Source organism: Candidatus Zixiibacteriota bacterium (genome assembly GCA_029860345.1).
GTDB lineage: Bacteria > Zixibacteria > MSB-5A5 > GN15 > FEB-12 > JAJRTA01.
Window position 1 is genome coordinate 16098 of sequence record JAOUBJ010000022.1, and the last position, 24018, is coordinate 40115.

The window sequence follows — 24018 nt, forward strand, 5'->3', positions numbered from 1 at the left end:
CAATCCACAGGAGATCGTCATGACCACAACTTTATACGGTCACGCCATTCCCATCACGTTCCTCCATATCGCCGACCACACCTATGTTACGAGCAGCGATGGCAGGCGTTGGCATTGCTGGGGCAGGGATGAGGGTGGAGAAGTAATCTGCTCCGGTGCTGGAAACTCAGATATTGCCCAATGTGATTCAACACCGGACAGTCACGCCGATATAGAGTACGGGGCCACCGGAGTGTGCCATCAAACGGCCAACCGAATACTGTTTCCGGCCAGTGTGAATGTCCGAAAGGCGAGGATGTCAAGCGTAACCTACAAAGCCTACGGCGTTCTGGGAAAAGACCACTGGTATGACTCTCCCGGATACTGTCCTAAGTTCTTGGCCAAAGCCGCCGCCTGCGCCCGGTCTCACAAAGATGTAGCGGGATCTCCGTTCGCCGCAGCCGGCGCCGGTGATAGTGGCAGCGTCGACGAAGAGAAACAGGCGTCGTTCATGAGAGAAATAGTCGATCTCCATGCACCGGCAATCGAGAGCTTTCACATGGTTCTCAAAAGAGAAGTGCCTGCCAGAGACGACTCTGATCTGAAGGCTGACATCTCGGCCGGAGAACTCAGGACTATGGTGAAGTATTTCTTGCGCGATGGATACGATTCAACGAAAGTTGCGCAGTTGGTGGATGTGCGGGCCGCCCTGCATGAAAGAATGAAGGATGCCTCGGCCGCGATCCTGTCCGCCGACGGTTCTCCGGAGAGCCTGGCCGAGAAGATCAACGCCGAGATAATACGAATGCAGGTCGAGATGAAGGAAGTGTTGGGCGAGGATGACTTTACCGAATTCTTCGGACATTCAGATACCGATGTCCTGGCCGTCGACCCTGAGCTGTTGGCCGCATCCATGAATCGATAGCCTTTCGAAGTGATGAAGGATTTAGTGGCATTGGAACCGATGCCATGATACCTTATAAGGCGATCTGGCCCAAAAAGGTAGAACAGGCAGAAGACATGCGCTATGGACAACGCCTTACTGAGGATGAATACGACCGCAAACTTTCCGAGATTCATCAGGAGTTGGCATCCGATGCATCACGAGTTCGTCCGGAGGATTTTGCGGCCAGGGAGTTCGATTTATTGGTCGATCACAAGTTGGGTGTGGATTTTCCTGAAGAAAAACGGGTTAGTCTCAGAGAGGCCTCGATGCGTATCCATGAGCACCAACTACGATTGACAAAACGTTTTCGGGACGGCGAGTTCTCGCCGCAGGAATTCGCCGTTGAGATAGGGCGGGCTATCCCGGCCATGATGGCCAAGGAGTATTCGGAGATTCTGTCTCCTGATGAGCTTGAACAATTGCTGGGTATTGTTGACGGTCAGGCACCAGAAATGCCCATTGACCCGACCATGATATCCCCAACGCAGGACATTCAGGAGCCCGGTCCGGAGGACACTTCGTAGCGTCCGCGCGGTGTTCCTCGGGTATTAGAAGTTATTCTTGGCGTCGGTGATGAGTGTGGCAGCCTACCCACACACCGGGGCCGGGCCGCCGTTGAACATATAGTCGACCACATAGACCAAGTCGGCGATATCTATACCGCCGGAACCGTCGACATCGGCTGCTTCCATCATCGGCGGCGGAGGACCAGCGGTGAACATGTAGTCAACCAGGTACACAAGATCACTGATGTCGGGTCCAGCCCCATCGTTGTTAATATCGCCGCAGACATAATCGACCACGAACTGTTGTTCGACTGCAAACTGAGAACCCTCGAAGTTGTTATCGATCGCCTGAACGCTCCAGAAATAGGTTCCGGCGGGCAGACTGTTGAGTTCCCATGTCAGGTTCTGGAATACATTACCCATGGCAACTACCCGGCGATAGCCTGTGGATGGATCGGCTGTTGGGGAGACGATATCAACCCCGCCCGATGTTGTTCCAACTCTCACGTTGTATGTAAGTCCGGTCGAGCCCGTTTCCAGATCGGATGCGGCCAGCCAGTTCAGCGTGACACTGTTGCCAGTCACTGTCGATTGAAGTGAGGTTGGGGGCGACGGCGGCGTATTGGCCGTCGTCACGTCATTGCGGTACAGCTCAGTGCCGAAATTGCCGGCATGCAGGGATGCTACCACAAAGTCAAGATCACCGTCGCGGTCGAAGTCACCCCAGGCCAGAGAGCCGCAACAGCCGAGATTAAGAGTGGTATCTAAAGGCGTAAAGGTAGAGTCTCCTTCGTACTTGTGAACACCGTCGATCCACGACGCATTGACCAGGACATCCAGATCACCGTCGTTATCACAATCACCCCAGGCGATAGAACTGCTCTCACCAGCGTCGGGTATGTTGGCGTGGATGTCGGTGAAAACATCGGAGCCGTCGTTGCGGTAAACGAAAGCGTGAATCATACCTCCGGTGCTGTCCAGTCCATCGACCAGAATGTCGAGATCGCCGTCACGGTCATAATCCCCCCAACGAGCCTGCCCGTCAAAAGTGCCGAAGTCGCCAATCCACAGGTGTTGGAACAGATCGTCGCCGTCATTACGGAAAACTACCGTCCGAGTATCCCAGAAACCGGCAGTGCCGGTGGTCAGGATGTCCAGATCGCCGTCGCTGTCGTAATCACCCCACTCGATGGAGCCGCGACTCAAACCCATTAGCCCGGCCTCAATATCTGTGAAAAGATCGCCCCCGTCATTTCGGTACACTCGGGCGATGTCCCTGGTCGGCCATCCGGCGTAACCCATTATGGCAAAATCCAAGTCGCCGTCATTGTCATAATCGGCCCAGTCGACTGCTCCCTGGTAGACACCAAGAACACTGATGTCGACCAATGTGAATATGTCGTTTCCGTCGTTTCGATAGACGACCGTCAGCCGGTCTTCGCCGATCTCAATGTTTGTGATGATGAAATCCAGATCACCGTCGTTATCGTAATCTCCCCAATCGACGCCGCCTTCGCTGACTTCGATGAACCCGGCGTCGATGTCGACGAATTCACTGTCGTCGTTGCGATACAGAATTGTCACATCGCCACCGCCCCCGTTGATCTTCCCGGTCAGCAGGAAATCCAGGTCGCCGTCGCCGTCGTAGTCGCCCCAGTCGGATGAGCTGCGAAACACATCGGCAAACAGCGGATCGACCGGAGTGAATGTCTGAGCATATACCGTTGCGCAGCAAGCCAGCGTTGTCAGCACCAGCATGGCTACCGAGCCGAGAGTCTTCATGGAAAAACCTCATCCTATATGGTTTTGTTCAGACGACGGTGTCGAGTCAACGATGAACTTGGTTGAAATGTACCTACGTTATCTATGTTTGTTAACATAGCATTGTTCGGGAAGTTCCTGGGTTCCAAAAGAAAGCGGAGAGAGTGGTGAACCGCCTCCGCCGGGCTTGTCATGGAATTGGTTTAGCGTTGTAGCACAGGAGTCTTGCGCACCCGACCGGAGAGCTACTCACACACCGGCGGCGGACCGCCGTTGAACATAAAGTCGACCACGTAGACAAGATCAGCTATATCAATGGCGCCGGAACCGTTAACGTCGGCTGCTTCCAAAACCGGTGGGGGCGGTCCACCGGTGAACATGAAATCGACCAGCCAGACCAAATCAGAGATATTCATACCGTCTCCGGCGTGATCGATGTCACCACACTCGTAACCGGGCAGGACCATAAACGAGTAAGTGGTCGCGGGCGGGTTGGCCGGATTGCTTGTCACGCCACCGATGCTGTCTTCACAATAGATGTAGTAAGAGACCAGGGTCGATTCGGCGATAGGCGCCAGGACGGCACCGAACAAACTGTCACCGGCCAAGCCGTCGTCGTGAGCACCATCGTCCAGCAATGCGATGGACTCATACCCGTTTCCGGTGTCTACATACAGTTCGGCAACCATCAGTCCGGAGTCGGCGGCAATGATTGCTGTGACAATCACCGAGTCGTCGGATCGCGGAGCCAATGGCGCGTGCGATGCTGCTGCTATACTGACGGGATACAACTCAATGGGTGGACCGGGCGTCAAGTCACGACCCTGCAAGCCGGCGTAATCGGCCGATATCCGCGTACATCTGAAAACATTGTTGCCATCAGCGGCCTCACCTTGCGCCACCGGTCCGGCGTTGCCAACCGGACTGATATACTCCCACACGATCTCGCCGGCTGTAGTTACTTCAAAGAGCCGACCTTGCGGGCCGGAACAGATGAGAGTGTTGCCGTTGGGCAGACGCTGGGCGCCGGAAATAAACGAAGCATAGAAATCACCGGTGGGGTCAGCAATATAGAACCACGAAGCTGCGCTTGGGCCATGAGCGACGCCGGGCGCGGGCTGGGGGTAGTGACCGTTGCCGTCGACGGTGGTTTCTATCTCATCCACCGTGGACCACAGCCGACCCTGCCCGCCGTTATTGAACAAAAGAACATTGCCCTCACCCGGAAGACCAGGCGGTATCCACTGTGCGTCGTGTTGAAGGAACAGTTGCTGATCGAGCTCCGTTCCGGCATCATAGCCTATTGGGTTCCCCCAGCGATAGAGGAAATCACCACCCATGCCGCTGTTGCCGCCTGAGTGCGAGGCTGCTTCCTCGGTGGTGGTACTGTGGTCGATTATCCATATCTCGCTCGGCCTGCGACAACTGATTATGATCTGATCCAGAACCGGGTTGTACTGGACCGAATTGGCGTGAATCCAATCGTCATCACCGTTCAACGCAAAATTGATGTCCATCAGTTCCGGGTGATCGGCCACGACACCGTAGTTCAGTTTGGTTGCATCAAAATCCTGTATCAGATGGTCCCACAAGTGCCATTCCCAAACTATGTTTCCGCCGCTGGGATATATCGGCTCAACCTCGACCACATGTGTCGGCCACAGTTGCAGAATGCCCGCATCCATGATCGAAGAATCTCTTCCATTGGCGATAGCCTCTTCCAGGGTCAGGAATTCCCAGGCCAATAGGAGGACGTTGCCGTTGGGCATCGGTTCGATATCGTGGTGTTGCTTGACCGTTGAGTCGCTATAGATGTATTCCCAGAGCAGGGTGCCGTCCCAGTCAAGTTCCCTGATCAGTCCACCGCCGCCGACAGCCGGTGAACGTTGAGGCATAAGCAGGTGCCCGTTCTCCAAAAGGTAAACGGAATTGCCGGGGGAGAACTCTGTAGTCCAGGAGTGTATCTGCCGTCCGTGCATGTCGATCAGATAGGTAGCCTCAGCGCGCAGGGGTGAGTACAAAGTGTAACCGTCATAAGCTGCCGAATCGTGAATATACAAGCCGACTGTTTGGTCCTGTGCCGTAGCTTGACCGATAAACAAGTTGAAAAGAACTGCGGCAGCTAACACCATCCCGCCAATCGACAATAACATTTTCTGCACGATCCTATTCTCCGTGACTTTAGAAGTTCCTGACAAGCAATCTCTGTACGGGTCTGTTCATATCCACCGATGAGAATAGTCGACGGTGCATGCACGTCATCGTAGTAGCAAGCAATATAGAACGGAACTCGGTTTTGTCAATGTCTAGTTCAGGCGCGGCTTTATGTTGGGCCTGTAAGTATTTACATGACAAGAACGTAGGCGCAGTTGCACGTTTGGGCGGTTGGCATGAGTAAGATCACGGCCAAAAGTGTACACAAGATTACATCGCGCACGGAACTGACGGTACCCCACCCAGAGGCTTTGCGTCGGGTCGGATCATTGGTGCTCACAGGGTGAAGTTCTCCCGGTTTGGTGGACACCAAGAGAAGAAAGACCTGAGCCACTAAAGACAAATCGGCGCCGGTCCGCCACCGAACATGAAATCCACCAGGTAGACCAGGTCGGCGATGTCTATCGCCCCGGTGCCGTCAACATCGGCTGCTTCCAGAACCGGTGGGGGAGGCCCCCCCGTGAACATCCAGTCAACCAGAAAAACCAGGTCGGAAATATTCACATCGTGGCCGTCACCGTCGATGTCGCCACATATTGGGATTGCACCGGATTCCACAGCCACGAAGTAGGTCGTCGTTGGTGGGTTGGGTGGGTCGGTCGTGATGGAACCGGCGTTGTCGGTAACGCTGAGATAGTAGGTACAGCCGGTCGAATTCAATAGCGGCGGAATCACGGCTGCGAACAGACCGTCGCCGGTCAGAGAATCGTGATGATTGCCGTCATCATAGAGAGTGAGTGTCGAGTATCCACTTCCGATGCTATAATGAAGTTCAGCCGTCTGGATTTGAGAGTCGGCAACTATCCAAGAACTGATCACGATTGAATCATCCTGAGCGGGGACCAGCGGGAAATGGGCAGTACTTGAGATGTTTGTAGGATACAGTTCCAGCGGTCCACCCGGTGTCAGGTCGCGCCCCTGCAAGCCGGGGTAATCCGGAGCATAGCGGAAACACCTGAAAACACGATTGGTGGCCACCGTATCGCCCTGCGCCCCCGGTCCATCGACGCCGACCGGGTTGATATACTCCCACACCTTTTCCCCATCCGACGTTACCTCAAAAAACCACCCATGAATGCCGGCGCAAATAAGGGTGTTGCCGTTGGCCAGGCGCGATGCGCCGGATAGAATCGTCGAGTAGAATTCATCGGCGGGATCGGCGCCGTAAACCCAGGATGCTGCGGCCGGACCGTGCGCCTCGCCGGGTGCGGGCTGGGGGTAGTGGCCGTTAACGTCAACGGTGGTCTCGATCTCATCCACTGTCGAGTGCAGCCGATCCTTGCCGCCGTTGTTATACAAGAGAATTCTGCCTTCGCCCTGCAGACCGGGGGTAATCCATTGGGCATCATGCTGAAGGTATAGCTTCTGGTCTTCTTCGGTACCTCTGTCGTACCCCTGAGGGTTACCCCAGCGGTAAAGGATGTCACCGCCCATACCGCTGTTGCCGCCTGAGTGCGAGGCTGCTTCCTCGGTGGTGGTACTGTGGTCGATGATCCAGAACTGGCTGATTTGCCGACAACTGATAATAATCTGATCCAATTGCGGATTATAATCGACGGCGTTGGCATGAAGCCAGTCATGACCGTCACTGATGGCGAAGTTTATATCCACCAGTTCCGGGTGATCGGCTACGACCCCGTAGTTAGCCTTGGTTGAATCGTAATCCTGAATCAGATGGTCCCAAAGATGCCATTCCCACACGATGTTGCCGCCTGATGGATAGATCGGTTCAACTTCAACGACATGTTCCGGCCAAACTTCAACTATCTCGGACTCGAACAGGAGCGAATCCCTGCCGGCCGCAATTGCTTCCGGCTTACTCTTGAACTCCCAAGCCAGCAGGAGTACATTGCCGCTGGGCAGAACCTCAAAATCATGATGCTGTCGGACGGTCGAATCAAAATAGTTGAACTCCCACAACACTGTGCCGTCCCAATCGATCTCACGGATCAGTCCGCCGCCGCCCGGGACGACTCGTGACGATCTCATTAGATGTCCGTTTTCAAGCAGATAGGCACAACCATTGGGGATATACTCAGCTTCCCAAGCGTGTACACGACGGCCGTACATGTCAATCAGGAAGGTGGTCGTTGAGTGCAGCGGCGCAAACAGCGTGTATCCATCAAAAGCGGCGGAGTCGTAGCGGAACAGTCCGAGGGTCTGTTCTTGTGCCTGAAGGGGTGAGACAAGCCAGCCGGACGACAACCCGATACTCAGCACCGCCAACATGAATAACATCTTGAAAAGCTGAGCTATGTTCAATTTCATTTGCAAAGCGCTCTTAGTGCGTGACCGGCTCACAGGTCGGGTTAAGGCGTCGGCAGCGGGAATTGGACCATACCTATCACACCTGGAAGTTACCTGCAATATAGTCGACTTCCCAAGCCTGTCAAGACGAGGCCGAAGCTGCCCTTGAGATATTCCACTCAAATCAATGTGTTCGTGCATGTTATCCCGGGGTAGCTGTTCCATCCTTGACAAAAAGTCAATCGCGGCTATATTGATTTCGTTAACACGGTTGGTGTCCTGAGAGATCAAGTTGCTCTCGCTGAGTTGATGCCGATCACTTTGATACTTCTATGACGGTGATTGTTCCAGTCTGAGACCGCGCCCGAGACACACGACCAACAAAACAGTTGGCAGATCCATTCAAGCCGATAGGCCGGCATAGGTACAACCGAGGCCAGGACCGTTACCGCGAAGACCGAAAGATTGAGAGGCTTATGGTTTCGACAGGTCTGAAATACACGTGGCTACTCAGTATGTTTCTGGTCATCGCCATGCCCGGGGCCGTGCTTCAAGCTCAAGATCAGACAATCGGATTATTCGTATATGATTCTGCGGCTTACGAGGGCTATACGTTTTGGTCGCCGCAGCGTAACGTGAACACATTCCTCATCGACATGTATGGACGCATGGTGCATACCTGGGCCTCTGAGCATCCCCCCGGGAATGGCGTCTACCTCCTGGAAGATGGCAGTATTCTCCGGCCCGGCCGGGTGTTGGCCGACGGCAGCAGGGTCATTCAGAGGATAACCTGGGAGGGGACACTCGTCTGGGAACTTCCTTTCACCGATTCTCTGTACAGTCAACATCACGACATCGCACCGATGCCCAACGGCAACGTGTTGATCCTGGCTTGGGAGTACAAGACGATGGAGGAGGCCATTGCGGCCGGGCGCGACCCCGCCCTGTTGACCGAAAGCGAACTGTGGCCCGAGCATCTGGTCGAGATAGAGCCGGTCGGCTTGAACGGTGGTAACATCGTTTGGGAGTGGCATCTCTGGGATCATGTTATACAGGATTTGGACTCGACCAAGGGTAACTACGGAGTCGTAGCCGAGCATCCGGAACTGATCGATCTGAACTTTGCCTTAAATGGCAACGCCGACTGGATTCATGCCAACGCCATAGACTATAATGCCGAGTTAGACCAGATTCTGATATGCAGTCGCAGTTTTTCGGAGTACTGGATAATCGATCACAGCACTACTTCGGCTGAGGCTGCCGGTCACACCGGTGGCTACAGCGCTATGGGTGGGGACATACTATACCGTTGGGGTAACCCCCAGACCTATCGGGCCGGATCGGATTCGGATCAGGTTCTGTTTGTCCCGCACAACGCTCAATGGGTCCCTCCGGGTTCGCCGGGTGAGGGAAACATATTGGTCTTCAACAACGGTGGTGACCGCCTCTATTCCTCGGCCGATGAGATTGAAACTACCGTGGACGGAAACGGACTTTACCCGCAACCGGACTCCGGTATTGCCCACGGCCCGGCTGAAATGTTCTGGTCCTACGTAGCCGATCCTCCGGAGGAGTTCCACTCGGCTTTTCTCTCCGGTGTCGAACGAATGCCCAACGGCAATACCCTGATCTGCTCCGGTCGTCCTGGCATCTTGTTTGAGGTCACGGCCGACAGTGATGTCGTGTGGCAATATGTCAACCCGGTGGACAAAAACGGCCCACAACCGCAGGGTAACATCCTCACTCAAAACCAGGTGTTTCGCTGCAGCCGATTCGCTCCGGACTATCCGGGTCTGCACGGTCGTGACCTGACAGCGGGCGCCGCTTTGGAAATCTATCCAATTACCATATCGGGGACGGCCCACAAACCCCAGCTGCCGACTGTGTGGGATTCAGTAGTAATCACGACAACGCTGACCGCCGACTCCGGCCTATTGGCCGCACAACTGTACATCGATACCGGCGACGGCTACAACGTGCAAACTCTGTTTGACGACGGCAACCATCATGACGGGCTGGCCGGTGATGATCTGTTCGGCGCCGTCTTGCCACCGCTCCCGGAGGGTCTCAGGGTACGCTATTACGTTAACGCTTTGGACGGTGCCGGTCTACTCACCAACGATCCCTCCAACCCGCCCGCGACTGTGTTCTCTTACCAGGTCGGTTATCGCTCACCCTATATTTTCATAAACGAATTCATCACCAACAACGCCACTTGTTGTCCCGACGAGCATGACGACTATGATGACTTTATAGAGTTGTACAACTCAGAACATCAGGATGTAAACCTGACCGGGTTCTATCTCACCGATGACAAGTCCAGCCCGGTAAAGTTCCTGATTGGTGACACGACGATAGCTGCCGGTGGTTTTGTTACTTTCTGGGCCGACAACCAGCCCGGGCAGGGGATTACTCACACCAATTTCACACTGGAGTTTATCGGCGGCGAGATCGGGCTGTACGACACTGATTCACACCGCAACGATCCGGTCGACACGACAACATACGGCCCCCAGGAGACCGATGAGTCCTACGGCCGACTGCCCGACGGAGGAGTCAACTGGACCAGGTTCCTGGTTCCCACGCCCGATACGGCCAACATTGGATTCCTGTGCGGCGATGTGAACGGTAGTGTAGAGCCGCCCGACATTTCTGATCTGGTCTATTTGGTCGATTATATGTTTCTGGGTGGGCCGCCGCCGCCCATGGCCCAGGCGGCCGACATGGACGCAAGTGGTGGACCGCTGGACATTGCCGACCTGGTATACCTGGTCGACTTTATGTTCCAGGGCGGACCGGAACCGATTTGCTTCTAACACCGCCGGTCAACCACTCCAAAAACGCCCTCGTTCACTTCTGATGGCACTGGATGCATAGATTCATAGTCGGATCGAGGGGCAGGTGTTTTTCATAGTCCGCGCCGTGCAACTGGTGGCAACTCAGGCAGGTCATCGCTTGCCCCGTCCGTCGATCTATGGCTTCGGCGCCGATCGGGTGAGCCGACTGGTGGGCGCCGGAATGGCACGACTTGCACAAGTCGACATCCAGACTCTTCAACAATAATGAGTTCTCGGAGCCGTGCGGCTGATGGCAGGCGGAACAGGCCTGTGCCTCGTGGGTGATATACTGATCTTTCGGTTTGTCAAACTCCGGTTTCTGGAAATGACAACTCATGCAAAGATCGACTTGCTTGGCAGCCAGCAGAGCGTCTCCGTTGGCAGCGTGTGGGTTGTGGCAATTGAGGCATGAGAGTTCGTCATCCAGATTGTGATGATAACTTTCGGCCTTATCATTGCCCATCTGTCCGTGACAACCGGCGCAGAGGTCCCTCACCGGGCTCCTGATGGCGAACGCCGCCGTGGCATTGGATGCATGGCACGCCTGGCAGTTACCCTCGGCGAATGGGGCATGCCGGTTGGCCCTCAACAAGCCGGGCATAGATGAAGCATGTGGATCGTGGCAGGCGACACAATTGGATGAGGCGATTCCTTCCGACTCATGTTTGGCCGTAAAACTCTGGTCGACGGCGTGACAACCCAGACACAGTTGGGGCGCCGCACTGGTCAGCAAGCGGCCGTTGTCGGAACCATGGGGTGCATGGCATGCGGAACAGCCGTCCGACTTCAGAGGTGCGTGAACAACCGCCGCCTCGCTCCAGGCCGTGGCCGATTGGTGACAGGACTCGCAAAGAGCGGACCTGGCGCGGTGCAACTGGGAAGGGAAAGATGAGGCGTGCGGGTCATGGCAGTCCAGGCAGGAACCGGTTTTGGCCGGCGGATGAATCGAATGTTTCTCAATATCGGCGCCGACATCCTCATGACAAGATAGACACAATTCAACAGCATCGTCGGCCAACAGGGTCGCATGGCGCGAGGCGTGCGGGTTGTGACACGCAGAACACCGGCCGGATGAATAGGCCGTGTGAACATGCTCACCGGCTGCCAATTCCTCCATGTCGGCATGACACTGGTAGCAAACATCGGGTTGGTCGACAGTGACATTCAGAACTTGAGCCACTGCCGCGCCTGCCATGAATGTTGTCAAGAAAAGGGTCAATATCCAGCTGCAGGTTTTCATTGTTCGTCCTCCTCGGCAGAAGGTGCTTCATGGCAGATAGTACACTCACCTTCGGCAAACGGGCTGTGCGAGTTGCGTTGCATCATGCCCTCATCCGGCGACGAATGGGCGTCGTGACACATTCGGCAGTCGAGTTTATCGCCCGTCAGACCCAGGTGTTTGGTTGTGAAATCGGATGTCTCGCCGTCGTGACAAGTCAAACAGAGATCGGCCACCGGTTGCAGCATGAGTCCTTCCTGGACGCTGTGGTGCGGTTGATGGCACTCCAGACAATCGCCTTCAGCCGCCGGTGGATGGGCTGTTTCAGATTCCAGTCGCTCTGCCAGCGTTTCATGACAGGTCAGGCAGAGTCGCTGGGGGCGATCGAGCAAAAAGGCCTCAATCTTGCTGCCATGCGGCTGGTGGCATTCTGTGCACTGTCCTCTCATAACCGGTTCGTGCGCGGATACCATGCCGGCGGCATCGGTTGCATAATCGTCATGGCAACCTGAGCAGACCTCACTTTGCTTTTCGACCAGCAGGTTCAGGTGGTTGGAAGAGTGTGGTTGGTGGCAGACATCGCACGCTCCCTCCTCGTAGGGTGCATGAAGAGCGTCGCCATTGGCCTCGGCCATGGCCGACTGGTGGCACTCGAGGCACAACCCGTTGCGGTCATCCAGTAAGAGCGAGGGACCGGCCGAGGCGTGCGGCGCGTGGCAACTATTACATTGTCCAATCTTTATCGGCGCATGAACACTCTTGTGGGTCAGCCAGGATTGCGGATCGTCGTGACAATCGAGACAGAGTTCGAAGCGATTCTTCACGGTGAGCGCGCCGTGATCCGACCCGTGCGGCGAATGGCAGTCGGTACAGGAGCCACCCTCAAAAGGTGGATGTACATTGTCGAGTTCCTGCTCGTGTCTCTGTTGCTCGTGACAGCCCAGGCACCCTTCGGAGACGTCCCCGGCAATCAAGCCCTCGCTGTTGCCATGAGCGACATGGCAAAGCGTGCAGTCCTCCCCGGCCGGCTGGTGGCGTGAACTCTTGACCAATTCCAGCGAGACATCGTCATGGCATTCGACACACAGTTGACGCGGCTTTTTCGATACCAGGGCGGCCCTCCCTGAGCCGTGAGGATTGTGGCAGGAAAGACACTCACCACCCTCGACCGGTGCATGGACCCCCTCCGGCGCGACATCTGCCATATCATGACAAGATTCGCAAAGAACCTCGGCCTCGTCAATCAGTCCCCACGGCTGGGCGGCATCCGGCGACTTGTGGCAGGCTTCGCAGTCCCCGCCCACGACCGGATCGTGAATGCTGTGGGTAAGTAATTTGTCGGTATCAGAACTGTGCGGTGTGTGGCACTGGCTGCAGTCTGAGTCGGCCACCGGATAGCCTGAGTGAGCCTTAAGGAATGAGCCGGACGAAGCGTCATGGCAGCTCTTACAAAGTCCTTCATGAGGCTGGTTTAACAGGTACGCATGATCGGCGCCGTGGATTTCGTGACATGAGGAGCAACCGTCCTCCATGGGGGCGTGCCTGTGTTGTCGTTCAAATTGTTCACGCCCATGACACCCCAAACAAGTCTCAATTGCCGGTCGGTCAAGCAGGTTCGGGTGCGAAGCGGCGTGGGGATCATGACAATCCAGACATGCCCCTTTGGCCACCGGCGTATGAACGTGCGACCGCTCAGCGCCTATCTGATCGGATTCGTGACAACCCAGACACAGGGCCGAACCATCCCGTTTGAGGCGCAGGATACCTATCTTACCGTGTGGTTTGTGACACGAGAGGCATTCGTTGTCGGCAAACGGTTTGTGTTTGACCGAGCCTTCGAAATCATTGGATGGATGGCACTGGAGACAGTCACCCTTTTTGGCAAATCGTTGGCCCTTCTTGACCTGACCCCAACTGTGAGGTGTGGCCGCCAGTAAGGCAAAGACCAGAGCAAGAACCATGCTTGGAAGGATGCTCGTTCGTAAGACAACTCTCGGTCTAAAACGGTTATATGAATTGTAATCGTTCATAGTTGTATCAACAACACTCTACAGGTCAATTGTCTTCGCCGAAATATGCGGCTATGGCCGCTTCGTCGTATACTATCTCGGAGGCATCTTTGAGTGACGCCAGCAAGTTGTCGAGCAATTCATTGAATTTGCGCTGAAACATCACTTCACGAATCTGACCGTCGACGTCGTCCATACTCTTGACTTCTCCGTCGCGGCGTCCGATGAGTTTGAAAATGACCCAGCCCTCGGCCAAAGCGAAAGGTTCACTGGTTTGTCCCAGACTCAAAAGCTCTAAGGCCTCGGAGACAGGACGCGGAAATGTCTTGAGACTCAGCCATTGGTTTTCGTCGTGATCGTCCCCATCCTTGCGTCCCAGCCGGGAGGCGACATAATCGAAATCGGCGCCGTCAGACAAAAAACCAGCTCCCTTTTCGGCATCGGCTCGATCCTTTAGTTGAAGTACGGCCAGCCGGACTTCGCCCGGTTCGCGGAATTCTTCGAGATGTTGATCGTAGTAGTCCTTAAACTCCTCACGATTGAAAACCATCTGTTCAACGATGTTCTCATTGAGGTATATCTGCACCAGCAGGCTGTCACGCAACGTCGCGATATGTTGGAGTATGGAAGGCCGGTCCGGAAAACCCCGCTCGACGGCGGCAGCCATCAAGCGCGACTGGTGAATGGATGCTTCCAGCGCCGTGGCGAGTATCTCTGAAAACGTCTGGTCGCCTGAGTTCATGGCGGCATGGGATATCTCACGTCGCAGGGCTTGCTCCGAGATAACTTCGTTTAAGGCGACGCGAACCACACTACGCTCCGAACCGCGCAGAAAATCGCCGAGAAAGACTTTGGATGAGTCGGCTTGTATCCGGGCAAGTGCACCGGTATCCACAACCTGGGGGTAGTGTCCGGCCAGGCTGTCCAGAAACTGATTCCAGGCCGACGCTTTGCGTGCATTGGTGAGAACCGTCTTGATTTCCTTCTCAAAGTAAGCTCTTTCGGCAGGGTCGGCCTCGCTGCGCTGCTCCACTCGGAGAAACATGAAAGCATCACGGAACCTAAAGACCTCCGAGAACTCTCCGGCGGCCAGGTCGAGGGCCGCTTCGCGCACTTCCATAACCACATCTTTCCAGTGTTTCAGGTTGTGCAATCCCCCTAAGAAACGGCGCGAATCCAGCGAAACTTCTCGGGCGATGCTGTCCATCGAGGCGCCCGCTTTGACCTGTGCTAACAGACGTTCGGCCTCGGTGGCCGTGGTGACGCCGATTGTCCGCACCTGCATTTTCCAATAGAAGCGTTCAAACTGTTTGGTGATGTCGTCTTCGGACAGCTCAAGAGCGGGCCTAAAAGTTTCTCTCACAAACAGTCGACGAGCCTTCTTGCGTTGTTCATCACGCAGTCGTTCCACAAAGTCTTCCTCAGCGTCCATCCCCATAGCCTTTGCTTCCTGCATGATCAAACGATCATTGACAAGTTTCTCAAGCAGCTTTCGGTATTGGAACGACTCTTTCTTTTGGACAGACATGGCGCGGTGAGATGTTACCAGCAACCTGTCCATATCTTCGGAGTCAATCGTATCACCATTGACTACGGCCAGGCGCACGGCGCCGGCTCGGGGAGAACTGTAGGCCAGACTACAGGCGGCGAGTATCACAGCAAATAACAGCAGTGTTCTCTCTGCTATGCCTGCTCGGCGGTATAGAGTCAATCGTCGTTCAAGGAGTCTGTTTGTGTTCATTTTCGATTATCCTGGATTGAAAGCGTTTCATGGTATCTTTGAAGGCGCGGCGAAGCAGCCCGCCCAGTGTGTAACATCGTCCTAATCCAAAGGCCACTTCCGTTTCGGCGCCGTCAAGTTCGGCTGAATGAACGGCCAGTATGCGTCCGGAAGCGGCATCGATCATCCTGGCGCCAAATCCGAATTCCGGTTTGGAAGATGGTGAGCCGCCCCGCGCCGAGGTGAAACGGTCCACCTGTCCGGTAATGACAAAGTCCACCTGGAGAGTCTGGTGCAACCTGGCCAGTTGCTGATAGTCGATAGCCCCTACCGGGAATCCCAGGCTGACCGTTTGTTCGTAGGCCGCGCCCGGCTCAAGCACCGAGAAGCCGCGATCAACCAACTCAGCCAGCATCGAGTTGGCCACGATAAACCCGGCTTGACGATTGTCGGCGATGTTTTCAAACGGCAGGACCACTATTCGTGGCGAGGATGAGTCAACGATCACCGCCTCCGGCCACAGAAGCGGTGCATACAATTCGGTCACGGCTTGCGCGACCACTTTCACGGTCAGGCTGTCGGCATTGCCGATCCGCCCGGTTCCGAAAAGCCCGTAGCCGCCGGCGGTTGCGGCATGACTCACGGCCGAGCAAACAATCATGTCATTCGGAGACACCAATCTCAGCGACAGACCAAACTCCGGATTCTCACCGCGGCGGCAAAAATCGACCGAGCCGGTCAACAGCAGATCGGAGCCGGTTTCCTGCTTGATAATTGCGGCATCAGCCGGAGCGATGCGACCGGCAGAACGGATACGATGCCGTCTGAGAATCGGGCGCAACTGGTGGGAATCGACGACTTCTATTTTGAGATTACGTAGGTTGGTATAGATAGCTTCAACAGTCAGGTCGTATGATCGGGTGTCGTCGGTGAAGTTGGCAGGGGAGAGGACCACCGTTTTCAGACCGGGTACGGGTATGGGCGTGGTTGATTTCACGGTGTCGGCACGCCCTCCCGAGGCGCAGGCCGGTAGCATCAACAAGGTCAGTATGATTCTTTGTGCAACGCTGACTTTCACGATAACTACTCCACCAATGTCGAAAGCACTTTCTTCACGCAACGCCGCATGACTTCACTTTGCGACCTTCCTCCGGCGCCGAAGAGCGAGGCCCAGAAACCACGACCGCTCTCGGTATGAGTGGCCGACCAGACAGTTTCGCCGGTTTCTGTTTCCACCATGCGCACGACCAAAGTGACGACATGTTCAGGCGCAGATCCACTTCGAGAGGCCGAGGTCTCATTGACCGTACCCAGAAACAAACCCTGCACCCCAAGCGCCTGACCTACCGCTATGATCTGATCTTTGGTCAAATCGCCGGTGCGCACGGTGGCTTGTTCGTTCAGGACGCGAGTAACTTCGCCCGGCTCGACCACGTCGAAGCTCTCCGACGAGAGAAGTTGTGCGATAAAGTATCGGCTGGCCCGTGAGGCGGCGCCGCGCTCGTTGGTCAGGTTTTCAAACGGCACTACCGCCACCCGCTCCACATATCCGAAGTTGTATTCCGGGTGCAAAAACAAAGTCGGTCGAAGCCCCCCACAGCCGGCCAGTAGCGCCGCCGTCAGCATGACTGACAGCGCGAGTATTCCAGGTATCTTTTTTCTCAGCATCAGGTTGCTCCTATATCAAAACCCGGACCGCAGGCCCATCTGTAGCGTCCTGGTATGGCGGCCGGCCGCCCGGCTGAAATCGTTATCGTTATAGCTTACATAAACGCTGCTTCGATTGTTCAAGCGACAATTCAATCGTGCGCTGTACCGCTGCGAGCGATAGCTGTTGTCGTCCTCGGACAGACGATAGATGAAACTGGCGCTGAGGGCCCGACTCATATTCCAACCGGCGCCGATTTCCTTGGTGAGATAGCTGGAGCTTCCTCGTGACCAATCCAGGTCTCCGCGCACAGACAGCTTGGAGGTCAGGCGCAACCTGAGACCCACCGAATACTGATCACGCAGAAAACGCCCGTCCGTTTCCTGGATCGTGGATGCCTGGTGCGTATAGGCCAGGGTCGCTTCAATGGAACGCGTGGCGCGGGCGTCGATGGAAAGCCGACGATCCCAGGTGCCGGTAGTGTGGCCGAGCGCGTGTCGGCGGCCCCGACCGTAACCGATCTCGCCGTTGAGCCTCAATCCGTTCAATGGTGTCGCGTTGACGTGAGTCATCAGTCGTTGGTTTTCGCTGTCGGCGTCGCCGTCGGCAAACGAACGGCGGTCGGTGGCCGACCATGACCAATCGAAAGTGGGCAGCGGACTGTACTTCAGGTTATACGCTATTGAATGATCTCTGAGATCGGCGATCTCTCCCCGGGTGATCTGAAAACTGTGCTGCCACCTGAGGCCGTGAGTAAGTTTATCCGTCTGCAAGCACTGTATCGATCCCGAATGGTAAATGTTGTGGCGGCTGCCCCGAAGTCCGACCGACGGTTCTCGTTGGTATGACAGGTCGGCCATACTCGACAACCGGTCGCTGATCTTGTAAGTGCCGGCGAGATTGATCGTATGAGCGGTGTGTTGCTGGGCGATAACACCGGATGTCGGTACTTCGGCCACCGCCTGAATCTCAGTAACAAGCACCCGGCCGGCCTGGTTGAAACCAGAACTGACCGCTTTGACATAGCGAGCCACAACGGCAGGGAAGACTATCTCGTAACGCTTGACTGAGGCATCGAAGCGAATCTCCGGGTTTACCGCATGAGGCGCCCAGTTGAAGTTGTCGACCGAGGTGTACACCTGCCATGCTAGCTGATCGTCGGATATCTTGTTGGTGTAAATATACAACGCACCGACCGCTCTCGGCGTACCGAGATGGACGCCCAGGCTTTGATTCACCATGCCGGTTCCGATATCGATCAACGGCTGGGCCGGCTGCGTAAGGTCGCCGTCGTTCAGAGCCGGGCGAGTTTGCAGCTGACCGATTTCGACAGCTTCACGATCGCCATACAGTCCGGATGAAATCGGAAGTACGTGCAACACCGTTCCTTCCACAGGCAACTCATCCTTCTGCGAACGACGGTTGAAAGAATAATCTGCAGACAGTCTCAGTCGCCGGTCATTCATCATTTTCGAATAGGCCAACCGCAATACGTGCTGGGTCTGCGTTGTTCTAAGTTTGGAAACTTGGTTTTCGGTTCGGCTGAGAGTAACTCTGTAATTGGAGCCAAAGGAACCGTGCTGGTAATCTACGGTACCGTTTAATCTTTGATCCAGGAGGTTGCGCCCGGCCACGCCGGGCACGCCGTATAGATGATTGTAATCGTAGCGGCCTGAGATCAGGGCGAATCTTCGTGCACGAGTCCGGAAGCCGACATCGAAGGTCTCGTTGGTAAGGCGGTCGGTGGCCGTGGTGCCGTCGGCCACGCGCCTGCGACCATTGGCGCTGATACTGACGGCGGGATGGTTATACAGTACCTGAACTGTTGGCTGAGTTTCCTTCTTCCACAGCCCGATCTGCTGGCTGCGTTCGAAAGAGAAGCGGTAATAGCGGTATGATGCCCTGAGCGTCAGGAGGGGGGTCATATTCCGATACCAAGTACCGGTGAACTCCTGCCTGATTGTGGACCTTAATTCCTCATTTGACCTTGACCTAACGCCGGACAGACTTATATTTCCGGAGAGGTTGTCCGATAGAATAGCGTGAGACGATTCAGCCGTCACTAATTGCAGGCTGATCAGAACGATAAAACTGAGGATTCTCGTGAGCCATCGATCAGAAACCGTGTTGGCGCCCAAGGCGGACCTTGCCGGTCGTTCGGCAGTCAGCTTTTGGCGCGCAATCCGGCCGCGATTTGGGCTGCTTTCAATCGGCAGCGAACAGTTGTGGAATCTCGCTTCTGACAATTTCGGTCTCGACAATCCTTTTTAACCGGTCAAAAACGCCCGGGCTTACGCCCGGGCGCGCTACCACGGTGCGAGACCAGCCGAAAGGCTGTTGTCTCGCATCGTCCTTTATGGCGTAATGTGGTCGTCCACATCCTTCACATGACACTTGTTGCAAAGTGAACGCTGATTCGGGTTGCCATACGCATTCGGAATGGCGTAGGAACCGGACTCATGACCGTCCTCATCCAACAAGGTTACACTGAAATCCCAGCGACCTGCGTTCGGTGCCGACGTGGCGTGGGCGCGATGGCAGGTCAGGCACATCACTTTACTGGTGGCCGTGGGACCGACAGTAGAGTTGGTGGCCGCACCGGCGTCTTCAAACGGTACTGCCGCCAGATATGCCGTCAACTGGCTTCCACCGAGTTGATCGTGAGTGCCGTTGTACAGGTTATAAGCGGTCGCAAGAGTACCGCCGATCGCTGCATCCGACTTATGGATCAACTTGGTGTTGTTGGCATGGAAATCACCGTGACAGTTACCGCACCAGCCGCTCATACCGGATTTGTAAGCGGTATGATTGCCGTTAGACTCGCCGCCGCCAAAGAAGAGGCTGGGGCCTCCCGCGGCGTCCGGAGCGTCGTTGGTGAACGTATACAGGCCGTCCTGTACCGTCCGGCCCTGCCCATAAAGCATACGGAAATTGGTGTTTCCGTGCGGGTCATGGCAAGAGGAGCAACCCAGCGCCGAAGCCGGGAAAGCTCCACCGGGACCGGCGGCCAATGTAGCGTCGGCGGCAATACCGCGCGAAGGAGCTACAATGTTGTGACCGGCGGCATCACCCGGGATGGCTTCGGCCCAGGAACCGTCGTCCAGCGTATCACCACCGCCATGGCCGTCGTTCAAATTGTCTTCCAGCAGAAAGACAAAGTTACCGGCGCCGATCAGTCGCGGCGGAGCCAGCGGATCATCACCAAAGACAGAGCCCAGGTGATCACCGTGGCAGGAAAGGCAAACGTCACTCGGGGTGGCATCCTTGAGCAGCCAGGCATTGCCGTTGGGGCTGTCCGGATCCACCAGAGTGCCGTCTTCGCTGTTATGCATGGTATGACATCCGTTGCAGTGCGCCACTCCAGCATCGTGGAAAGCAAAGGCGGAGCCGGCAAGCATAAAGCAAAGGCCAGCTGCTAACATCAGAAATGTCCGCACTTCAGTTACCTCCAAAAATAGCAAGTTTCCCCATTGGATTATGATTAGACTCCGGGGCAGAGACTAACATTCTCTCATAGTATTGGTTTTTGTCTTCGTTTGTAGGGGTACCTCCTTTAACGTGTAGGGTTGATTGCAACCACCCAAGAAAATAGGTGTTCAGATTCTCAATATCTACATCCCCCTGATCGGAGTCGCTTGGTGTGACAGACTTCCGGATGAACTCCGGAGTGCGACAAACCTGTATTTTGTTTTGGAATATCTGCCCAATGTAGACGAGACCAAGTTGATCCACGTCCAGCAGCGTCGGGTGGTAGAACCAGCCGGGATTGTTGCCGCGACCGCCGAACTCCCCACGGAACTCGCCGTTCAGGTCGTAGCAAACCACATTAAATCGATGTTTGTCCAGAACCATCACCAGACCGTCACTCAAAACGGCGGCCACCGGGAAATTCAACTCGCCAATACTGGTTCCCTTGTAACCGACTGAGCGCAATTGTCTGCCATCAAGGCTGTGCATGTACACTCGTCCCAGTGAACCACAGGGAATGAGAATCCGGTCAGCCTGAACGCGCAACTTGCCCAGCACCTGGCGCCGCCTCACATCCTCTTCCATACTGGTCAGCAGTCCGAAAGAACGCCGGGTCACACCCTCAGGGTCCAGAACGACCACGCGAAAAGCGATCTCATCGAGGACAAAAAGCTCACCTTGGGGACCGATATCAAAGCTGCCGACCGACCTCCCGCTGCTGTCGAGGCCTTCCGGCAGCTGCACCTCGCGCAGAAAGAGCCCGTCGAAATCGAAAACGAAAAGTTTCCGGCCTTCTTTGGTGGTTCCCAACACCCAAATGAACCCGTCTGAATCTACGGCCAGATCGACCGGCGTGGAGAAGTGCCCGGCGCCTGAGAATTCAAACCGAAAGACGCCCTGGCTGTCGAAAATGGCGACACGGTTGTGACCGGGGTCGGCCACGAGGATTTCGTTAAACTGTCGGTCGACATAAACCGCTGATGGACGCAGAATCTGGTTGGAGCGTCCGGGGGTCTGCAGATTGCGGATGTATTCGGCCGGAACCGATTGGGGTTGGGTTTGGGCGCTTGTGGGTGGGGGGTAGTATGAGAAAAAAATCACAAGCAATATGGTAACTTTTCCGATCATGATACTTCTCAATCCAATCATCAGGCCCGTAAATAAGAGAATGGGGGTCGCGATTCTCCTGTGGAATGGTAATTCAAACCACCGGAGTGTTCATTGATATTGCGATCTATGTAGCTGTAACGCTGTGTAGTACTGCTTGTTGAGCCATTGGCTACGTAGTTTGTTCCACGTAGCGTGGTGAAAGCAACTGAAACCGTGGTAGCATTATTCCAGTTCATGACTTTCCGTCCTTAATCACTGTCTTGTGAATAAAATAACAAACTAACTATGCAATGTCAAGCATTTCTCAATTTTATTTTCAGGAAAAGTGAAATAAAGGGAGATTTGCTCAGATTTGTATCAGTTTCAGCCGGATGCAGCCAAAACGCCTGCTCCCACCACGAATCCAGCTATGGCTCGAAAGCCAGGGTCTTGTCGGATTGGTCGTGACACCCAAGACAGAGGTCATAAACAGCGTCAAACTTCACCAGACTGTAATCGGCTCCGGAAGTCAAGGAATGGCATGACTGACACTGTATTTCGTCTTCGAAAAGTCGGATGCGAGGGTCGATCGGGTCTTTCAGCGATCTGTTTTTGCCGGCGGCGACTTCACACTCAATTGGATGGGAGGAATGCAAGTTGATGGCGACAGCCTGACGACTATCGTCGTATGGCGCCTTGGAATGTGAACCGTCGGTGTGGCAGGCCAGACAAGACTGGGAGGGACTTTGGTCGCTTGGCCTTGGGTTTTCCGCATGGTAAAACCCCACCGCGGCATCCCGATGCGCCTCAGACAAGTTAGTCAGAGAACCGGATGAATTATGGCAGGAACGGCACTGGTATCGCCCGCCTTCATTAGCCGGTGATGCAAACATTCGGTCACCTGCTACCAGCCTGGCCGTCTCATGAAAGGAATGGCATTTAGCACAGTTCATGTCATTCCGGCTGTGAAACTGTTCGGCCAGGCTCCCCGGCTCTGATGCACTATTAGTATGGCATGAGCGACACTGGTTTTCTCCAGAGACAGGGGTGGCATCGGCAGCACTAACTTGCCAGTGACAACCCCGACAGGATGCCTGCTGATGCGCTATCGGCGCCGATGCCTGGGTCCTCGTCGCCGCTTGGGGTGAGCGCTGTCGGTCTGTGGAACTGGTGGCAGTTGACAGACCTATGATGAATACGGCTAAGGCCGTTAGTAATCGTGGCCGCATAAAGTCTTTTATCGGCCTTTGACTTCGTAAAGAGAATACTGTGCGACCAGACAATCTGTTTGACCGTGGCCGATGTTTAGAATCTGCACAGGCGCGCTTGTTCTCTGTGCTTCGCGCGCTTCGCATTAATAAGATAACGTAAACACAAAGACACGGCTTGACCGCTCGTTCTCCGAGTGGGCTCGAACTGACATGGTTCGGCGGACACAAGGCCTGCCGCTACGCAACAGAAAAGACACCTCATGTTGAGCGGAGTCGAACCATCAGCGCCGTCGAGGGGCGAACATTACTAACCATCGCATTAGGGGCGGCCTTGCGCCGTTCCGATGAAAGCTGCTGGTGGATAAAACAAAAGAAGGACAGCACTGATAAGTGCTGTCCTTGATCTTTAGCCTTGGCTGTAGATTCTCGACTACCAGCCGCGACGATCTCTGCCGCCGCCGCCGCCGCCGCGACCACCACCGCCGCCACGGCCACCACCGCCGCCACCGCCACCGCCACGGCCACCGCCTTCGGTGCGGGGGCGCGCTTCGTTCACGTTCAGGGTGCGTCCGTTTAAGTCTGTGCCGTTTACGCCACTGATGGCAGCCGTTGCTGCCTCCTGGTCGGGCATCTCCACAAAGCCGAAACCTCTGGACTCGCCTGAGTACTTGTCCTTGATGATGTTAACGCTGGAGACTTCTCCGAAGCCGGCAAATGCTTCGCGCAACTGATCGTCGGTCGTATCAAACGACAGGTTGCCAACATAGATGTTCATGCTGCATTCCACTCTTCGCTATCTCGACACCGCCCCCTATCCTTCGGGGACTGAGCACGCCGAGATAATCCTGTTAAAGCGCACTATTGCGGGTTGGCTCCATACACAGCTTCTTCAGGGATTTGTTTGGGAAGAGCAAAACCTAGACAAAAGCGATCACGGATACCATTCTTGATGGCCCAGTATATCAATTTGGCCGGGTAATGTCCAACAAAAAATGAACCTGTTTTGCTCCAGGTCGATGGGGAAAGACAGTCTCAAAAAGTGTTTCGTTGGATTCCGGTTTTCCACGGTCGGCTGTCGAGTCCCGCTAAAACCACGTCTTTCGACGTTTTCAGGAACCGGATGCTTGCGATCACTCATCATACGCTATTGTAATCCAAGCACTC

At 55.3% G+C, this 24018-nt stretch carries 16 protein-coding genes; 3 read left to right on the forward strand and 13 right to left on the reverse strand.

The genetic code is table 11. From position 1 onward, the window contains the following. Positions 1-19 precede the first annotated feature (19 nt). Together OEV49_16660 and OEV49_16665 are read left to right on the forward strand one after the other, a co-directional pair. Positions 20-904 carry a hypothetical protein gene (locus OEV49_16660; GenBank protein MDH3892695.1) on the forward strand — a complete coding sequence of 295 codons (885 nt, stop codon included), beginning with the start codon at positions 20-22 and terminating at the stop codon, positions 902-904. 44 nt (positions 905-948) lie between these two features. Next, on the forward strand, positions 949-1449 hold the full coding sequence (locus OEV49_16665) for a hypothetical protein (protein ID MDH3892696.1): 501 nt from the start codon (positions 949-951) through the stop codon (positions 1447-1449). 63 nt (positions 1450-1512) lie between these two features. Here the strand turns inward: OEV49_16665 and OEV49_16670 are convergent, their stop codons facing one another. The 3 genes from OEV49_16670 to OEV49_16680 form a co-directional block, all read right to left on the reverse strand. Then, complete coding sequence (locus OEV49_16670; protein MDH3892697.1) at positions 1513-3213, reverse strand: FG-GAP-like repeat-containing protein; 1701 nt, start codon at positions 3211-3213, stop codon at positions 1513-1515. Positions 3214-3437: 224 nt separating this feature from the next. Then, complete coding sequence (locus OEV49_16675; protein ID MDH3892698.1) at positions 3438-5345, reverse strand: aryl-sulfate sulfotransferase; 1908 nt, start codon at positions 5343-5345, stop codon at positions 3438-3440. Positions 5346-5739: 394 nt separating this feature from the next. Then, complete coding sequence (locus tag OEV49_16680) at positions 5740-7674, reverse strand: aryl-sulfate sulfotransferase (protein ID MDH3892699.1); 1935 nt, start codon at positions 7672-7674, stop codon at positions 5740-5742. Positions 7675-8129: 455 nt separating this feature from the next. Between OEV49_16680 and OEV49_16685 the strand changes: the two genes are divergently transcribed. Then, complete coding sequence (locus OEV49_16685) at positions 8130-10469, forward strand: aryl-sulfate sulfotransferase (GenBank protein ID MDH3892700.1); 2340 nt, start codon at positions 8130-8132, stop codon at positions 10467-10469. Positions 10470-10503: 34 nt separating this feature from the next. Here the strand turns inward: OEV49_16685 and OEV49_16690 are convergent, their stop codons facing one another. The 10 genes from OEV49_16690 to OEV49_16735 all read right to left on the reverse strand — a co-directional run bounded on the left by OEV49_16690 (position 10504) and on the right by OEV49_16735 (position 23629). After that, entirely contained in the window at positions 10504-11730 is a 1227-nt protein-coding gene (locus OEV49_16690; protein MDH3892701.1) for a cytochrome c3 family protein, read from the reverse strand. Further along, on the reverse strand, positions 11727-13739 hold the full coding sequence (locus OEV49_16695; protein MDH3892702.1) for a hypothetical protein: 2013 nt from the start codon (positions 13737-13739) through the stop codon (positions 11727-11729). Before OEV49_16695 ends, OEV49_16690 begins: the two co-directional genes overlap by 4 nt. A 25-nt stretch (positions 13740-13764) precedes the next feature. Then, positions 13765-15459, reverse strand: coding sequence for a peptidyl-prolyl cis-trans isomerase (locus tag OEV49_16700; GenBank protein MDH3892703.1), 1695 nt, complete (start codon positions 15457-15459; stop codon positions 13765-13767). Further along, positions 15437-16516 (reverse strand): hypothetical protein, encoded by a 1080-nt coding sequence (locus OEV49_16705; GenBank protein ID MDH3892704.1) that lies wholly within the window; start codon positions 16514-16516, stop codon positions 15437-15439. The genes OEV49_16700 and OEV49_16705 overlap by 23 nt, the downstream gene beginning before the upstream one ends. 5 nt (positions 16517-16521) lie before the next feature. Then, positions 16522-17106: a CsgG/HfaB family protein gene (locus OEV49_16710; protein MDH3892705.1), complete on the reverse strand. Its 585-nt coding sequence runs from the start codon at positions 17104-17106 to the stop codon at positions 16522-16524. Positions 17107-17121: 15 nt separating this feature from the next. Continuing rightward, a complete protein-coding gene (locus OEV49_16715) occupies positions 17122-19011 on the reverse strand; it encodes a hypothetical protein (protein ID MDH3892706.1) in 1890 nt (629 codons plus the stop codon). 429 nt (positions 19012-19440) lie between these two features. After that, entirely contained in the window at positions 19441-20508 is a 1068-nt protein-coding gene (locus OEV49_16720; GenBank protein MDH3892707.1) for a hypothetical protein, read from the reverse strand. Between the two features lie 16 nt (positions 20509-20524). After that, on the reverse strand, positions 20525-21682 hold the full coding sequence (locus OEV49_16725) for an NHL repeat-containing protein (protein MDH3892708.1): 1158 nt from the start codon (positions 21680-21682) through the stop codon (positions 20525-20527). A gap of 389 nt (positions 21683-22071) precedes the next feature. Next, a complete protein-coding gene (locus OEV49_16730; protein MDH3892709.1) occupies positions 22072-22536 on the reverse strand; it encodes a hypothetical protein in 465 nt (154 codons plus the stop codon). Positions 22537-23284: 748 nt separating this feature from the next. Continuing rightward, on the reverse strand, positions 23285-23629 hold the full coding sequence (locus OEV49_16735; protein MDH3892710.1) for an RNA-binding protein: 345 nt from the start codon (positions 23627-23629) through the stop codon (positions 23285-23287). Between the last annotated feature and the right edge of the window lie 389 nt (positions 23630-24018).

What these genes read in the sequence shown, in the direction of transcription:
- OEV49_16660 (MDH3892695.1), top strand. Translation starts at nt 20, where the DNA reads ATGACCACAACTTTATACGGTCACGCCATTCCCATCACGTTCCTCCAT.
- OEV49_16665 (MDH3892696.1), top strand. Translation starts at nt 949, where the DNA reads ATGATACCTTATAAGGCGATCTGGCCCAAAAAGGTAGAACAGGCAGAA.
- OEV49_16670 (MDH3892697.1), bottom strand. Translation starts at nt 3,213, where the DNA reads ATGAAGACTCTCGGCTCGGTAGCCATGCTGGTGCTGACAACGCTGGCT.
- OEV49_16675 (MDH3892698.1), bottom strand. Translation starts at nt 5,345, where the DNA reads ATGTTATTGTCGATTGGCGGGATGGTGTTAGCTGCCGCAGTTCTTTTC.
- OEV49_16680 (MDH3892699.1), bottom strand. Translation starts at nt 7,674, where the DNA reads ATGAAATTGAACATAGCTCAGCTTTTCAAGATGTTATTCATGTTGGCG.
- OEV49_16685 (MDH3892700.1), top strand. Translation starts at nt 8,130, where the DNA reads ATGGTTTCGACAGGTCTGAAATACACGTGGCTACTCAGTATGTTTCTG.
- OEV49_16690 (MDH3892701.1), bottom strand. Translation starts at nt 11,730, where the DNA reads ATGAAAACCTGCAGCTGGATATTGACCCTTTTCTTGACAACATTCATG.
- OEV49_16695 (MDH3892702.1), bottom strand. Translation starts at nt 13,739, where the DNA reads ATGAACGATTACAATTCATATAACCGTTTTAGACCGAGAGTTGTCTTA.
- OEV49_16700 (MDH3892703.1), bottom strand. Translation starts at nt 15,459, where the DNA reads ATGAACACAAACAGACTCCTTGAACGACGATTGACTCTATACCGCCGA.
- OEV49_16710 (MDH3892705.1), bottom strand. Translation starts at nt 17,106, where the DNA reads ATGCTGAGAAAAAAGATACCTGGAATACTCGCGCTGTCAGTCATGCTG.
- OEV49_16715 (MDH3892706.1), bottom strand. Translation starts at nt 19,011, where the DNA reads ATGACCCCCCTCCTGACGCTCAGGGCATCATACCGCTATTACCGCTTC.
- OEV49_16720 (MDH3892707.1), bottom strand. Translation starts at nt 20,508, where the DNA reads ATGTTAGCAGCTGGCCTTTGCTTTATGCTTGCCGGCTCCGCCTTTGCT.
- OEV49_16725 (MDH3892708.1), bottom strand. Translation starts at nt 21,682, where the DNA reads ATGATCGGAAAAGTTACCATATTGCTTGTGATTTTTTTCTCATACTAC.
- OEV49_16730 (MDH3892709.1), bottom strand. Translation starts at nt 22,536, where the DNA reads ATGTTTGCATCACCGGCTAATGAAGGCGGGCGATACCAGTGCCGTTCC.
- OEV49_16735 (MDH3892710.1), bottom strand. Translation starts at nt 23,629, where the DNA reads ATGAACATCTATGTTGGCAACCTGTCGTTTGATACGACCGACGATCAG.